This is a genomic window from Methylophilus sp. Leaf408, from assembly GCF_916856905.1.
In the GTDB taxonomy this organism is placed as follows: Bacteria; Pseudomonadota; Gammaproteobacteria; order Burkholderiales; family Methylophilaceae; genus Methylophilus.
In genome coordinates, this window is record NZ_CAKASK010000002.1 from 46469 (window position 1) to 59859 (window position 13391).

The window sequence follows — 13391 nt, forward strand, 5'->3', positions numbered from 1 at the left end:
GTGCGGATAAATCGCAGCTCTTTTTAACTGGTCGCTAGCACCTTTATTTCAGGCGCTAGCGACAGAATGGCACTGATCAGAAATTGAAAATGGTGTAGCCGTCGCTGGATAACTGGGCGATGCTGGTCAAGCCAGACGTCCCCGGCACACTGTTATCTGTCACCAGATCAAAACCATGTTTTTCTGCTTCGTCCCTGGCACCAAACACATCCGCGCAGCCACATGAAACACCGGCGACCACATCAGACACTGCGGAATACAGTTGATATAAAGGATGACCGACTTTGTTCAGGTGACTAACCCAGCGCGTGCCGGTGCCCTGAAAATAAACTGCAACGTCTATGTTTTTCTGCTTGAAATCATAGGCGGCTGCCAGGCCATTGAAGGCGCGTCCCAACGCTTCTTCACCGCCGTGGGTGGGATCGGAAAAAATGATGATGGCTGCTTTCATGTTGCTCTCCTTTGTTCGGGTGATGTCTTGATTGACAGCCCGAATGTTAGAGATTGAAGGCAGTGGGAAAAACTACTTACGGTGAAATGGATTGTTTCGCCAGGCGCAATATCGTCAAGGATTCAATTTTCGGTTCGCACGCAAGTTTTCGACAATGTAGTCGATGAAGCTGCGTACTTTGGATGAGCCTAGTTTATCTTCTCTGTGCACCACATGCACAGGCCAGGGCTCTTCTTCATAGTCTTCGAGGATCACATGTACGGCGTTTGTTTCAATCTCGTTCCACACCTGGTATGAAAGCAGGCGCGCAATACCCAAGTCGCCGATGGCAGCCGCGAGTGCCGCATCATTGCTGGTAACGGTCAGGCGCGGATCCATACGTACCTGTAACGGCTCATGACCGGCTTTAAAATGCCATTCGGTATGCGGTGATACGGCGCTGGATGAAATAATGGAATGTTTAGTCAAATCAGCGGGCTGCCTGGGCGTGCCGGATTTTTCCAGGTATGCGGGTGATGCACAGAGTACCCGCCGGACCTCCCCTACTTTGATCGCACGCAGCCCGGAGTCAGGCAAATGCCCGATACGGATCGCGACATCCATGCCTTCATCCACCAGGTTGGTGACGCGGTCAACCAGGTTTGCCACCATATTAACCTGTGGGTAACGTTGCATGTAATCGATCAGGCAAGGCATGACAAACAGGCGCCCGAACATCACCGGTGCGGTGATTGAAAGCGTGCCACGCGGTGTGGCATTACTTTCAGCAACCGCTTCATTCGCCTCGGCAATGCTGACCAGGATAGCCCGCACATTTTCGTAATACTGACGGCCGGCATCGGTCAAGCGCACATTCCGTGTGGTTCTTTGCAATAGCCTGGCGCCCAGTTGCTCTTCCAGCGCCACCACCGCACGCGTGACTGCCGCCGGGGAAATATCCAGCTTGCGAGAAGCAGCCGCAAAGCCGCCCTCTTCAGCGACGCTGGCAAACACGCGCATTAAATGAAACTGGTCGATAGTATTTCTCCCATGATTACGTTTCTCTTATACATTCATTAACGACATGGTCACCTGCAATATTTCTGTGGGCGAAATAATGTATTGCGGCTAGCCCTGATTCTCTCCTTCGCATTATTTACTAAAATTCGTCCATCAGTAAACAAGCAGAGGAGAAGATCATGACTGAATCATTCGCTTCAACCTTGGTATCCCCCAGTGACGTCGTATTCACAGCAGCAGTGAAAGCCAGACAGGAAGAAATGGGGTCGAGATCGGGCTATGCAAAATTCGAAAGCACCCGCGGTTGGGAATCCCGCGTGACACCAGTGCTGGCCGACTTTATTGCAGCGCAGACCAGTATGTACATTGCCACGGCCAATGCCGAGGGACAACCTTATATGCAGCATCGCGGCGGTCCGCTAGGTTTCCTGCATGTGCTGGATGAGCAAACGCTGGCCTTTGCCGATTATGCGGGTAACAAGCAATACATTACAGCAGGCAACCTGGATGAAAACCCAAAGGCACAGCTTTTCCTGATGGATTACGCCAATACACAACGCGTCAAAATCTGGGGCGAGGCAAAGATTGTGAGCGGCGATCAGGCGTTAATCGCGCGCGTTACTTCACCCGATTATCCGGCCAAGGTTGAGCGCGTGATTGTCTTTACCATCAAGGCCTGGGATGCGAATTGCCCTAAACATATTCCGAAACTCTTAAAAGTAGAGGATGTGATACCGGCAATCCAGGAACGTGACCAGAGGATTGCTTTGCTGGAAGCGCGACTGAAAGAGTTAGAGAGAAAACTCTCCAATGTATGAAGGGTGATCCTCGATAGGTATTCTTAAAATATTCATTTCGCCTCTTGGCGAGTTACTTTTCTTTGCTTGCACAAAGAATAAGTAACCAAAAGAAATGCACCCTAGCTTCCGCTTGTTTCCTGCGTTGCTCATCAGCGTGGGCGTCCAGCGAAACTCGCCCTGACAAGCCACACACGCCGTGGCTTGTTGCGGAACTTGAACAGACGCTGACCGACATCTCCCACGCTGACTGCGCTACTCGGCGCGTCAGATAGGGGCCCATAAACCACAGCACGATTAAATAGCCGTGGAACATAAAAGGCAGTGGGCGCTCAGTCACTTTAAGTCGATCGCTAACCTAATAATCTATTTGTTGCTTTATCCCTCAATACTGAGATTTTTGCTGTTTGCATTTTTTATTCCGCATGCAGAATGAAATTGTATTAGTGCTGTCATATCCCCATATTTAATCATCCAGATAAGTGTTGGATTTAACCTCATGGAACTAGTGGTAGCCCGTCCCGAAGGGTTGTATTGCCCACCTGGCGACTTTTACATTGATCCCTGGCGGCAGGTAGAACGTGCCGTCATCACGCACGGGCATGGCGACCACGCGCGCACTGGTCACTCGCATTACCTGGCTGCGGCCGCTGGTGAAGGTATTCTGCGCAAGCGCCTGGGTGAGGATATTAATCTGCTGACGCTGGAATATGGCGAAGTCATCAATCACCATGGTGTGAAGCTGAGCCTGCATCCCGCTGGGCATGTGCTGGGTTCTGCCCAGGTGAGGCTGGAATACAAAGGTGAAGTATGGGTAGCTTCGGGCGATTACAAAGTAGAGCCCGACGGCACCTGCGCGCCGTTTGAAAGCGTACGCTGCCATACCTTTATTACCGAATCCACCTTTGGCCTGCCGATTTACAAATGGCAGCCGCAGGACGAGATTTTTGCTGACATCAACCAGTGGTGGCAAAGCAATGCCGATAACAATCGTGCCAGCGTGCTGTTTTGCTATTCTTTCGGTAAAGCGCAACGGTTGCTGTCCGGGCTAAACCCGCACATTGGGCCAATCCTGGTCCATGGCGCGGTCGAACCCTTGAATAAAGTCTATCGGGAAGCGGGCGTCAACCTGCCAGCCACCCAATATGTCAGCGACATGCAGGATAAATCTCAGATAGGCAAAAGCATAGTGCTGGCTCCGCCCTCAGCGCAGGGTACACCTTGGATCAAACGTTTTGGTGATTATTCGGATGCGTTTGCCAGTGGCTGGATGCAGTTACGCGGCACTCGCCGACGTCGTGGTGTGGACCGCGGTTTTATTATGTCTGACCATGCAGACTGGCCTGGTTTGCAAACTGCCATTCAAGCCACTGGTGCCGAACGCGTGTTTGTCACGCACGGGCAAGTACACCCCATGGTGCGCTGGTTATGCGAGCAAGGCCTGGATGCGCAAGGCTTTGTCACCGAGTACGGCGAAGAAGCAGCTGAAGCAGAAACAGACCTGTCACCTGAATCTTCAGAAAGCAGCCAAATAACGGAGACTGCTTTGCCACCCGAAGCCGAGCTGCCACCTGAGACTGAGGGCAGCGAGCAAATGAACATAGCAAAGGCGACCGTTTGAAAGCGTTTGCCGATTTATATAGCAGGCTGGATGCCACCACCAGCAGCAATGCCAAACTGGCTGCGTTGCGTGATTATTTCCTGCTAGCCTCTCACGCTGACGCCGCTTGGGCCGTCTATTTCCTGGCTGGTGGCCGTCCGCGCCAACTGGTCCCAACCAAACTTTTACGTGAACTGACACTGACTGTAGCCAGCCTGCCGGAATGGCTATTTGAGGAAAGCTACCACTCGGTGGGCGACCTGGCGGAAACCATGGCGTTGCTGTTACCAGAATCCGCGCATACGTCAGAAGAAGGTTTGGCCACCTGGATAGAAAACAAACTACTCCCGCTGCGCGGCCTGGCGCCAGACGTGTTGACCCTGCAATTGACACCGTTATTGCAGCAACTGGATCAGCGCAGCAAGCTGGTCTGCATCAAACTGATTACCGGCAGTTTCCGCGTTGGTGTTTCGAAACTGCTGGTCACGCGTGCCCTGTCTGCGGTGGCTGAAATAGATGCCAAGCGTATCGCCCAACGTCTGGTTGGCTATACCGACCTTTCCGCACGTCCGACTGCCGAGCATTATTTAAGACTGATTGCGCCGCTGAATGAAGAGGGTGACGAGCGTAGCGAAGGCCAGCCTTACCCATTTTTCCTCGCCCATCCTTTACAGTTGCCGACTGACGAGTTTGAAACTGCGATTGGCAGCCCGCAAGACTGGTTAGTGGAGTGGAAATGGGATGGCATCCGCGCGCAGCTGGTCAAACGCGACGGCCAGCTATGGGTATGGTCGCGCGGTGAGGAACTGGTGACTGACCGTTTCCCCGAATTGAATGTGCTGGCGGAAGCCCTGCCGGATGGTACGGTAATTGATGGCGAGTTGGTGGTCTGGAAACATGCGCCTGCGCCTGATGTTGAAGTTGACCCGGAGAAGATAAAAGATCAAATCGCCGACCAGCCTGCGCCCCAAAGGACACAAGGACAGGTTCAACCGTTTGCCTTACTACAACAACGCATAGGCCGTAAAACGTTAACCGCTAAAATCCTGGAAAACCTGCCGGTGGTGATCCTGGCTTATGACCTGCTCGAATGGCAGGGTGAGGACTGGCGCGAACAACCGCAGTCTGCCCGCCGCGCACAGCTGGAAAAGGTTGTTCTGACCTGCGACCGGCCACAATTGCAGCTATCGCCTTTAGTCACAGGCAATAGCTGGCAAGACCTCGATCGCCAGCGCGAAGCCTCGCGCAGCCTGGGTGTGGAAGGCTTTATGCTCAAGCGCAAGGATGCGCAATACGGCATAGGCAGAACCAAGGATGTCGGCGTGTGGTGGAAGTGGAAGATAGAGCCTTACACCGCAGATGCGGTGCTTATCTACGCGCAGACCGGGCATGGCCGCCGCGCCAGCCTGTATACCGATTACACATTTGCGGTGTGGGATAGTGACCAGGGTAATCCGGACCGGAAACTGGTGCCATTTGCCAAAGCGTATTCCGGCCTCACCGATGCCGAAATGCGGGAAGTGGATGCGATTATCCGCAAGACCACGGTTGAAAAATTTGGCCCCGTGCGCAGCGTAAAACCGACCCTGGTATTCGAGCTAGGATTTGAAGGTATTTCTTTAAGCGGACGCCATAAAAGCGGCATCGCCGTGCGCTTCCCGCGCATGCTGCGCTGGCGGCAGGATAAGCCGGTGGCAGAAGCCGATACCTTACAGACTTTGCAGGCATTGTTGCCGCAGGTTTCACGCCCTGAACCTAAAGAAGAAGCGGCTTTGCCATGACCCTGGAAGACTCTACAGAATCGACGCTGCATGATGAGCCCACTGAAAAGCCAAAACGTAGCGCTTTTCAGTTAAGCCGGCAATGGTTTGCTACACATCAGTGGCAGCCGTTTCCTTTCCAGCAGCAAGTATGGCAAGCAGTCTCTCAAGGTCAATCCGGCATGCTGCACGCGACCACCGGCGCCGGTAAAACCTATGCAGTATGGATGGCGGCAATTGAGCGTTTCGCCCTCACAAAACCGAAGGCATCCGCTAAACATTTAAAGACGGCTGCTGAGAAACCTGCCAAACGAAAAGTATTGATGCAACCGCTGACCGTATTATGGATCACGCCCATGCGTGCGCTGGCCGCAGATACCGAGCGTGCATTAATGACGCCAGTGAATGAATTAAACCTTGATTGGAGCATCGGTTTACGCACTGGCGACACCAACAGTGCCGAGCGCTCGCGGCAATCCAGGCACCTGCCGACCGCGCTGATCACCACGCCGGAAAGCCTGACCCTGTTACTGACGCGCCCGGATGCCGCCGACACTTTTGCCAGCCTGAAAATGGTAGTCGTGGATGAATGGCACGAACTGATCGGCAACAAACGTGGTGTGCAGTTGCAACTGGCCCTGGCGCGCCTGCGACGCTGGCAGCCAGCATTAATCACTTGGGGATTATCGGCAACATTGGGGAATTTGCAACATGCCATGGATGTCCTGATTCCCGGCGTATCCGATAGAAGCCCCTCTGGTCCAGACGCATCCTATACAAAACAATTCAAACCGGTGCTGGTGCAAGGCAAGCTGGCGAAACACCTGGTGATAGATACTTTATTGCCGCCCGGCATTGAACGTTTCCCCTGGGCCGGTCATTTGGGTTTACGCATGCTGCCGCAAGTAGTGGAGCAGATTGAATCCAGCCCGAATAGCCTGATCTTCACCAACACCCGCTCGCAATGCGAAATCTGGTACCAGGCTTTGCTGGAAGCGCGTCCGGACTGGGCGGGTTTGATTGCACTGCACCACGGCTCACTGGACAGGAATGTACGTGAATGGGTGGAGAATGGCCTTAAAGAAGGCACGCTAAAAGCCGTGGTCTGTACCTCCAGCCTGGATCTGGGCGTGGACTTTCTGCCGGTGGAGCGCGTATTGCAGATAGGCTCGCCCAAAGGCGTCGCACGCCTGATGCAACGTGCAGGCCGCTCTGGCCATGCGCCCGGCCGCGCTTCGCGCCTGACCGTAGTGCCTACGCATAGCCTGGAGCTGATCGAATCGGTGGCCGCCCAGGATGCGATTGCGGCACGTAATGTGGAGCCGCGTGAGTCCCCGCAAAAACCTTTGGACGTATTAGTGCAACACCTGGTGACGATTGCGCTGGGTGGTGGTTTTACTGCAGATGACTTGCTGGCAGAAGTGCGCAGCTGTTACGCCTACCGCCATTTAACCGATGAAGAATGGCGCTGGGCACTGGCGTTTGTGCAACACGGTGGCGAGTCGCTGACTGCCTACCCGGATTATCGCCGCGCAATTCCAGACGAAAACGGCGTCTGGCATGTGCCGGATGCAATTCTGGCCCGACGGCACCGCATGAGCATAGGCACCATCGTCAGTGATTCCAGCATGGTGGTTAAATTCTGGAGTAAAGGCGCGTCTGGCAAGAGCTTGGGATCGGTGGAAGAAAACTTTATCGCGCGGCTCAAACCCGGTGACCACTTCCTGTTTGGCGGACGCCTGCTGGAACTGGTACGCGTGCATGAAATGACGGCTTTTGTGAGCAAAGCTACAGGCAAAAAAGCCGCTGTGCCGCGCTGGAATGGCGGGCGCTTGCCGCTTTCTACCGAGCTTGCCAATGCGATGGTAACGCGTATGGATGCGGCGGCGCACGGCCATTTCGATGGCCCGGAAATGCAGTTAATCAAACCTTTGCTACAAGTGCAGAGCAACTGGTCCGCATTGCCGACCAACCTGAATTTGCTAGCCGAATCCATGCACTCGCGTGAAGGCTGGCATTTGTTTCTATACCCTTACGCCGGGCGCAGCGTCCACGTCGGGCTAGCCAGTTTACTGGCCTGGCGGGCAGGCAAGCATCAGCCGAATACGTTTTCCATTGCGGTGAATGATTATGGTCTCGAACTGCTTTCCGCCACAGCGGTGGATTGGGACGCGTTATTAACAAAAGATATTTTTTCAACCGACAATCTGCTCCAGGACGTGATTGGCAGCCTGAATGCGGGCGAACTGGCACAAAGACGTTTCCGCGAAATCGCGCGTATTTCCGGACTGGTGTTCGCCGGTTTTCCCGGTGCGCATAAAAGCGCCAGGCAGGTACAGGCTTCATCCAGCCTGTTTTTTGATGTATTCCGCAAATACGATCCCAAGAACTTATTGCTGACGCAAGCGCAGGAAGAAGTGCTGCAACAGGAATTGGAGATAGCGCGCTTGTCTGCCACCCTGCAACATCTGCAAAGCAAACAAATACAATTAATGCATATCAAAAGACCGACGCCGTTTGCGTTTCCTTTACTGGTAGAACGTTTCCGTGAAAGCAGCAGCTCGGAAAAACTGGCTGAACGTATTTCACGTATGGTGGCCGACCTGGAAAAAGCCGCTGGCGCTGGCGCTTACATCCCGGAAGAAACCGTGAATGCGCAGGCAAGGTTTAACGTGCAGGAGAAGGTGTATAAAAAACGTGAACGCGTGCGCAAAACCGGTTTGCCCATGGAACCAGATACTGAAAGTGCAACGAATCCGAAACGACGCCGCACTGGAATTATCCCGCCTAAAGCGCGACATGGTTTTTGAGGAAGTTTATGTAATCAATGAAAAATGAATTACCTTTAAACATTCGTTCTCACACCGTGCTTTTGCTAGCCGACAAAGCCATCTACTGGCCGCAGCAGAAAGCGCTGTTGATCGCAGATGCGCACTTCGGCAAGGCCGCGGCATACCGTGCCTTGGGTCAACCTGTGCCGCAAGGCACCACTAGCCAGAACCTTCAACGACTGAACGCACTGCTATCTGCTTACCCGTCCGAGCAACTGATTTTCCTGGGAGATTTCCTGCATGCGCCCAAGTCGCATGCACCGGCCACTTTGGCCGCGTTAAGACACTGGCGTGCGCAACATCAATCGATGAAATGTATCCTGGTACGCGGCAATCACGATAAAAATGCCGGTGACCCGCCAGCGGATTTGAATATTGAAACAGTGGGTGAGCCTTACCTGATGGGCGATTTTGCATTACAACATATTCCCGCACCCCACCCTACACATCATGTGATTGCCGGCCATATCCACCCTACTTTCCGTTTGCTGGGCAAGGGTCGGCAGCGCCTGATTTTGCCGTGCTTTCACCACCAGGAAGGCATGACCTTGCTGCCCTCTTTTGGTGACTTTACCGGCGGGTTTGTGTTGGAGAATAAAGCAGGTGACTTTATTTGCGTGACAGATGGTGAATGTGTCTGGTCAGTTCCGCACAATCAGAAGCGAATAAATAACGAAGCTTTCAATATCTAATGGTGAAGCAAGCCAGAGGAAAAGTAAGAGGAGATGATCGGCCGAGCTTTAGTCAGCACTCTATACAGGCTGATTAGCGTGCTGAGTCGCTACTTTATTTAACTCTTGCAGGGAAATTCTTCTCGCAAGCAAGGCTTTTGTTGTGATGTTTGCGAGGCCAGTTAACACCTGTTTCTGCATATCATTCAGTGCATTTGGTTTAGTATCAATCACACACACAGTACCAATCTTTTCCCCTAGAGGCAGGGCAATCGGCGCACCAGCATAAAAAACAATATTAGGATGGCCTGTTACCAGTGGATTATCCAGAAAACGGCTATCTTTGGTTGCATCCTTGATCTCCATCAAGCTATTTTCACGGATGGTATGCGCACAAAACGCCAGTTCACGACTAGTTTCCCTCACACCCTCTAAACCAACCTGTGCCTTAAACCATTGTCGCTCACTATCAACCAGGCTGATCAGGGCGATTGGCATCCCGCAAACCTGGGAAGCCAGCAATGCAATGGCATCAAAAACAGCCTCGTAAGGGGAGTCTAAGATAAGCAGTTTACGTAAGGCCGAAATACGATCAGGTTCGCTAAACTGCTCTTCATGATGACTAACCATAACAACCTTTATTACTGAAGTGATAAACGTCAGAGTGTACTATTGTTTACCACAGTTTCATACAAATAATGGATGTGAAAACTACACAAAGGAGAGTATTTAGTTATTTTTTTATGGTGAACAAACTACCAGGAAAGACAGGAAAATATTCATTAATATCAATGTATTGCAAAAATACCCCATATTTCATTGCTAAAGACATGCATCTTTCCATGAGTAAAAATTTGAATATTTCTTGCTGTAACTATTCTTGCGATAAATATAGGGTTATTTTTATAAGCGGGCTTATTCATGATCAAGATTTTGTTAGCACTTTTCTACAAGTCAATGTTAAAACCAAACTGCAACCCATTACCTTTTCCTCGCCAAAAGCCAGGTTTCAAAAACAGCCTGCGGCAAGGGTTTTGAATAGAAATATCCCTGGATAAAATCGCAGCCCATGCTGTTTAACAGTTCCAATTGCGCTTCAGTTTCTACACCCTCTGCAATGACTTTCAATCCTAATTGATGCGCCATCATGATGATGGCTTCAACCAGGGGGAAATCAGTAGATTCAGCGGCTATATTAGTAATGAATGTACGGTCAATTTTCAGGTAATCGACATCAATGCGCTTGATATAAGCCAGCGAAGAATAACCGGTGCCAAAGTCATCAATTGCGACTTCTATGCCCGCTTCGCGAACGATAATTGGGGTCAGAGTAAAATTAAACCTGACTTTGTTCTTTAAGCAAACCCATGGGCCTACCCCTTTTCTGGGAGCTTTTTCGTCTGTTAGTCAAAACCCCAATTTTTTGTTTAAATCTGTCCTGTCCCAAAGCCATCCCTGCTTTCGCAGCTTGGCGAATATCATCTAACAACGCGTCATCCACGTGGCTTTTAAACAAATCACGATAGGCCTGCGCTCTTTCTAGCGTATCCATGCCTAGCCTTACATATAAATCATGCGGGAACAAAGCGAAGAAACTTTGCCCAATGCATTTATTTGATAACTAGACCATACATAACTTGCGGGGTCTCCAACCATATTTGCCCTGACAGGATTTAATTCCATGTAACGAGACAACTCTAAAAGATGCCTCTCAGCATCTACCAAACAAGACTTATAGCGCCCCTCCCATAAAGTGCCAGTGCGTTTGTAAGTGAAGTTAAAATAGCGCACATATTGTCGGCCAATCGCCTGCATCATTTGACTAATGCCATTTTCAACTTTAGGGATAAATAACAAATGGACATGATTGCTCATTAACACCCATGCATGAACCTCTACCTCATACTTCTGTGAGTACTCCTTCAACCAACCAAGGTAAGCAATAAAGTCTTCCTCGCTAACAAAACATGTGTGGCGATTATTACCGCGCTGAATAATGTGTTGTGGAACGCCAACTGGTGCAACTCTTGGTAGTCTTGCGATTCGTCATTCCATCTGTAAGAAAATACTCAATTTATCTTAATTTTACTCTGACCCCAATTATTCTTATTTGGCATGACTGCGGCCGTGTTTCAAATCACACAGCCGAGCTCATTTACCAATTCAGATAACCGGTTGGTGGCAGATGGTGAACAGCGCAATCGAGGCCTGGAGCTATCTACATTCGGTTAAGCTTTCAGCGGCGTGCGACTGCTCGGTGGGGTAACATTTATTGATCCAGAACAGACAAAAACACTCAATAGCATGAATGACCGTAAAGACGCTGTTGGAGTGCCAAAAGTAAGTGTCGTGATTAATGGTGAATATGATATTTTTGCAGTGCCAGGCTTAACATTGACCGGCCGCATTTCCTGTTTTGGCGAAGCGCAAGCCGATATCGCTAACACACAGAGCATCCCTGGCTGGACAACGGTTGATGCAGGTGCAAGATACTCCACCAAGATCTCGGGCAATAAAGTCACTTTCCGCGCCAACATCATGAACCTGGCGAATAAAGATTACTGGAACTCCGTCTCGCGCAGCTTTATCACCATGGGTGCGCCACGCACTGCATTACTCTCGGCCACCATTGATTTCTGACCTTTGCCCTTTAGTTGACCGTGCCCTTTAAAAGAATGGCAGCCTGCAGGTATCACAGGCTGCCATTTTTCGTTATCAGTCGCTAGACCTTAAACCTGATTACTTCAACTCCAACGTATCGCTCACAGACCTCAGCGCAGGTTTAATTGCGCCGTGATACTCTCCAGATCCCCCCCTGTGCCACGCCTTCTGCTAACTCATACTCTCCGCCAGGCTAAGGCCGTATTTGAAACTCATGCGGCTAGCCAGTCCGACTTGTAGACTGGTATTGGCAAGTCAGCCACCACCCTGCTCTGTGCAGCAGCGGTGCTAAAACGTACCCTCTGCTACCTTCACTACGATGCCACACATTTGAATAACACTTCGTTCACCCGAGGCCGGGTGGCCTGTTTGTCTTCCCATGCCAGCCTGGCTCCTATCCGGCTGAGTATAGTGTTATCACTATCCAGCCATGCTTTTGTTTCACCACTCAGGTGCAGGTCTTTATACTCTTGTACCTGGTAGATCACTTGTGCCTGTGGTTCAAAGGTCATGTGTTGGTTGAGTAAAAGTGGCAGGCCTGCCTGTAGGCTGGCTGTCACACCATGGCTTTTTATGGTGGCGCTATCGCCTCTGCTGATATTGCCTTGGCCATGGTTAAGCTGTAAGGCACTCTTGAGGTAAACCCCTTTGGGTAGTTGGCTATGCAGGTATACCCCACCCAGGTAAGTGGTATGGCTAAGGTTGCCTTCATCACGGTGTGTAGGGCTGCTCAGTTGGCCACTGGCATCACCATGACTATGCAACACTGAACCATATACCCCTAGCTTTTCTCATTACGCCAGAGGTCACTGCCCAAGTGCAGGCCGCTGATCCAGGCGCTATAGCTTGGGTTGACGTTGCCGTCAACGCCTGGCAGGCGTTCCTGGCTGGCGAATAGCCACATGGGGTGCTTGGCAGTAGCATCCGCAGTCGCATCTGAAGAGGTACCAGTTCTGTCCAAGGCCGTTGGCATCACCGACATGCAGCTTGTATTCATATGGCCCCGGCATACACCGGCTGCTTGAGTTTAAAACCATCCTTGGTGATTTGTGCGGTGGCGTCAGCCGTGCCCGCTGCCTCAACCACCAGCATGTCATCCCCCGTCGTCTGTACACCTAATCCGCCATGGTTGCGGATAGCGATAAAAGTAGTGCCGGTGACAGTACCGCCATCGCGGATAATGATCTTTCACCGGGTGTACTGCCATGATCCAGCACTTGATTAAGGGTGACGAGGCCATTCCGGCCATCAATTTTGTCTATACTCAGGGTCTTGGCAACAAAGCCAGTGCCGGGAGCGACGAAGTCGATATGGCCGGTGTCATTAAGGTGAAGCATATTTAGAGCAGAATTGGCGGTCATCTGCCAAGTGGTGGAGAGGTTGGCACCAGCATTTCCGCTGGTACTGCCAGGCTAGTAGTTGATGTAGCCTTGCCATTTGGTACCACTGCTAAATCGAGCCACACCACCAGATTCTACGATAAGGTTTACTAGCATGATGACATCAACACTTTTGGTAGCCGTCGACATGATGCCCCCATTTTGTACCGTGGTATTTTTTGAGGTACCTCCGGGCAGCACCCATTGAAATTCATCTGCTTCGACCACCGTGTTTTCTTCGC

General features: G+C 51.3%; 16 protein-coding genes. 6 read left to right on the top strand and 10 right to left on the bottom strand.

The features are described from left to right. Window positions 1-76 precede the first annotated feature (76 nt). Both LPA26_RS11090 and LPA26_RS11095 read right to left on the bottom strand, forming a co-directional pair. Window positions 77-451, bottom strand: a complete 375-nt coding sequence (locus LPA26_RS11090; RefSeq protein WP_055827650.1) for a DsrE family protein — start codon at window positions 449-451, stop codon at window positions 77-79. Between the two features lie 114 nt (window positions 452-565). Beyond that, window positions 566-1450 (bottom strand): LysR family transcriptional regulator, encoded by an 885-nt coding sequence (locus LPA26_RS11095; RefSeq protein ID WP_229008399.1) that lies wholly within the window; start codon window positions 1448-1450, stop codon window positions 566-568. Window positions 1451-1629: 179 nt separating this feature from the next. On the opposite strand from LPA26_RS11095, the gene LPA26_RS11100 reads away from it, so the two are divergent. From LPA26_RS11100 to pdeM, 5 genes are all read left to right on the top strand, one after another. Next, the gene (locus LPA26_RS11100) at window positions 1630-2268 is read left to right on the top strand and encodes a pyridoxamine 5'-phosphate oxidase family protein (RefSeq protein ID WP_229008400.1); all 639 of its coding nucleotides are present in this window, start codon (window positions 1630-1632) and stop codon (window positions 2266-2268) included. A 478-nt stretch (window positions 2269-2746) separates the two neighbouring features. Further along, window positions 2747-3868, top strand: a complete 1122-nt coding sequence (locus LPA26_RS11105) for a ligase-associated DNA damage response exonuclease (RefSeq protein ID WP_229008401.1) — start codon at window positions 2747-2749, stop codon at window positions 3866-3868. Beyond that, window positions 3865-5628, top strand: coding sequence for an ATP-dependent DNA ligase (locus tag LPA26_RS11110; RefSeq protein WP_229008402.1), 1764 nt, complete (start codon window positions 3865-3867; stop codon window positions 5626-5628). Before LPA26_RS11105 ends, LPA26_RS11110 begins: the two co-directional genes overlap by 4 nt. Further along, window positions 5625-8417, top strand: a complete 2793-nt coding sequence (locus LPA26_RS11115) for a ligase-associated DNA damage response DEXH box helicase (RefSeq protein ID WP_229008403.1) — start codon at window positions 5625-5627, stop codon at window positions 8415-8417. Before LPA26_RS11110 ends, LPA26_RS11115 begins: the two co-directional genes overlap by 4 nt. 17 nt (window positions 8418-8434) lie before the next feature. Next, a complete protein-coding gene (gene pdeM / locus LPA26_RS11120; RefSeq protein WP_229008404.1) occupies window positions 8435-9130 on the top strand; it encodes a ligase-associated DNA damage response endonuclease PdeM in 696 nt (231 codons plus the stop codon). Between the two features lie 60 nt (window positions 9131-9190). Here pdeM and LPA26_RS11125 read toward each other — a convergent pair whose 3' ends face one another. From LPA26_RS11125 to LPA26_RS11140, 4 genes are all read right to left on the bottom strand, one after another. Then, window positions 9191-9739, bottom strand: a complete 549-nt coding sequence (locus LPA26_RS11125; protein WP_229008405.1) for a GAF domain-containing protein — start codon at window positions 9737-9739, stop codon at window positions 9191-9193. Window positions 9740-10090: 351 nt separating this feature from the next. Continuing rightward, complete coding sequence (locus LPA26_RS11130; protein ID WP_370634376.1) at window positions 10091-10438, bottom strand: EAL domain-containing protein; 348 nt, start codon at window positions 10436-10438, stop codon at window positions 10091-10093. Window positions 10439-10445: 7 nt separating this feature from the next. Next, window positions 10446-10661 (bottom strand): hypothetical protein, encoded by a 216-nt coding sequence (locus LPA26_RS11135; RefSeq protein ID WP_229008406.1) that lies wholly within the window; start codon window positions 10659-10661, stop codon window positions 10446-10448. An 8-nt stretch (window positions 10662-10669) separates the two neighbouring features. Continuing rightward, on the bottom strand, window positions 10670-11152 hold the full coding sequence (locus tag LPA26_RS11140; RefSeq protein ID WP_370634377.1) for a transposase: 483 nt from the start codon (window positions 11150-11152) through the stop codon (window positions 10670-10672). Between the two features lie 201 nt (window positions 11153-11353). On the opposite strand from LPA26_RS11140, the gene LPA26_RS11145 reads away from it, so the two are divergent. After that, entirely contained in the window at window positions 11354-11749 is a 396-nt protein-coding gene (locus tag LPA26_RS11145) for a TonB-dependent receptor domain-containing protein (RefSeq protein WP_255659234.1), read from the top strand. 335 nt (window positions 11750-12084) lie between these two features. Here LPA26_RS11145 and LPA26_RS11150 read toward each other — a convergent pair whose 3' ends face one another. The 4 genes from LPA26_RS11150 to LPA26_RS11165 are packed head-to-tail and all read right to left on the bottom strand — an operon-like array spanning window position 12085 to window position 13107. Further along, on the bottom strand, window positions 12085-12537 hold the full coding sequence (locus tag LPA26_RS11150; protein WP_229008408.1) for an autotransporter domain-containing protein: 453 nt from the start codon (window positions 12535-12537) through the stop codon (window positions 12085-12087). A gap of 14 nt (window positions 12538-12551) precedes the next feature. After that, window positions 12552-12767: a hypothetical protein gene (locus LPA26_RS11155; protein ID WP_229008409.1), complete on the bottom strand. Its 216-nt coding sequence runs from the start codon at window positions 12765-12767 to the stop codon at window positions 12552-12554. Continuing rightward, the gene (locus tag LPA26_RS11160; RefSeq protein ID WP_370634378.1) at window positions 12764-12955 is read right to left on the bottom strand and encodes a hypothetical protein; all 192 of its coding nucleotides are present in this window, start codon (window positions 12953-12955) and stop codon (window positions 12764-12766) included. Before LPA26_RS11160 ends, LPA26_RS11155 begins: the two co-directional genes overlap by 4 nt. Further along, window positions 12886-13107 (bottom strand): hypothetical protein, encoded by a 222-nt coding sequence (locus LPA26_RS11165; protein WP_229008410.1) that lies wholly within the window; start codon window positions 13105-13107, stop codon window positions 12886-12888. The genes LPA26_RS11160 and LPA26_RS11165 overlap by 70 nt, the downstream gene beginning before the upstream one ends. Window positions 13108-13391: the final 284 nt, after the last annotated feature.

What these genes read in the sequence shown, in the direction of transcription:
- LPA26_RS11125 (WP_229008405.1), bottom strand. Translation starts at nt 9,739, where the DNA reads ATGGTTAGTCATCATGAAGAGCAGTTTAGCGAACCTGATCGTATTTCG.
- LPA26_RS11115 (WP_229008403.1), top strand. Translation starts at nt 5,625, where the DNA reads ATGACCCTGGAAGACTCTACAGAATCGACGCTGCATGATGAGCCCACT.
- LPA26_RS11155 (WP_229008409.1), bottom strand. Translation starts at nt 12,767, where the DNA reads ATGAATACAAGCTGCATGTCGGTGATGCCAACGGCCTTGGACAGAACT.
- pdeM (WP_229008404.1), top strand. Translation starts at nt 8,435, where the DNA reads ATGAAAAATGAATTACCTTTAAACATTCGTTCTCACACCGTGCTTTTG.
- LPA26_RS11095 (WP_229008399.1), bottom strand. Translation starts at nt 1,450, where the DNA reads ATGCGCGTGTTTGCCAGCGTCGCTGAAGAGGGCGGCTTTGCGGCTGCT.
- LPA26_RS11100 (WP_229008400.1), top strand. Translation starts at nt 1,630, where the DNA reads ATGACTGAATCATTCGCTTCAACCTTGGTATCCCCCAGTGACGTCGTA.
- LPA26_RS11135 (WP_229008406.1), bottom strand. Translation starts at nt 10,661, where the DNA reads ATGGATACGCTAGAAAGAGCGCAGGCCTATCGTGATTTGTTTAAAAGC.
- LPA26_RS11165 (WP_229008410.1), bottom strand. Translation starts at nt 13,107, where the DNA reads ATGCTTCACCTTAATGACACCGGCCATATCGACTTCGTCGCTCCCGGC.
- LPA26_RS11105 (WP_229008401.1), top strand. Translation starts at nt 2,747, where the DNA reads ATGGAACTAGTGGTAGCCCGTCCCGAAGGGTTGTATTGCCCACCTGGC.
- LPA26_RS11090 (WP_055827650.1), bottom strand. Translation starts at nt 451, where the DNA reads ATGAAAGCAGCCATCATCATTTTTTCCGATCCCACCCACGGCGGTGAA.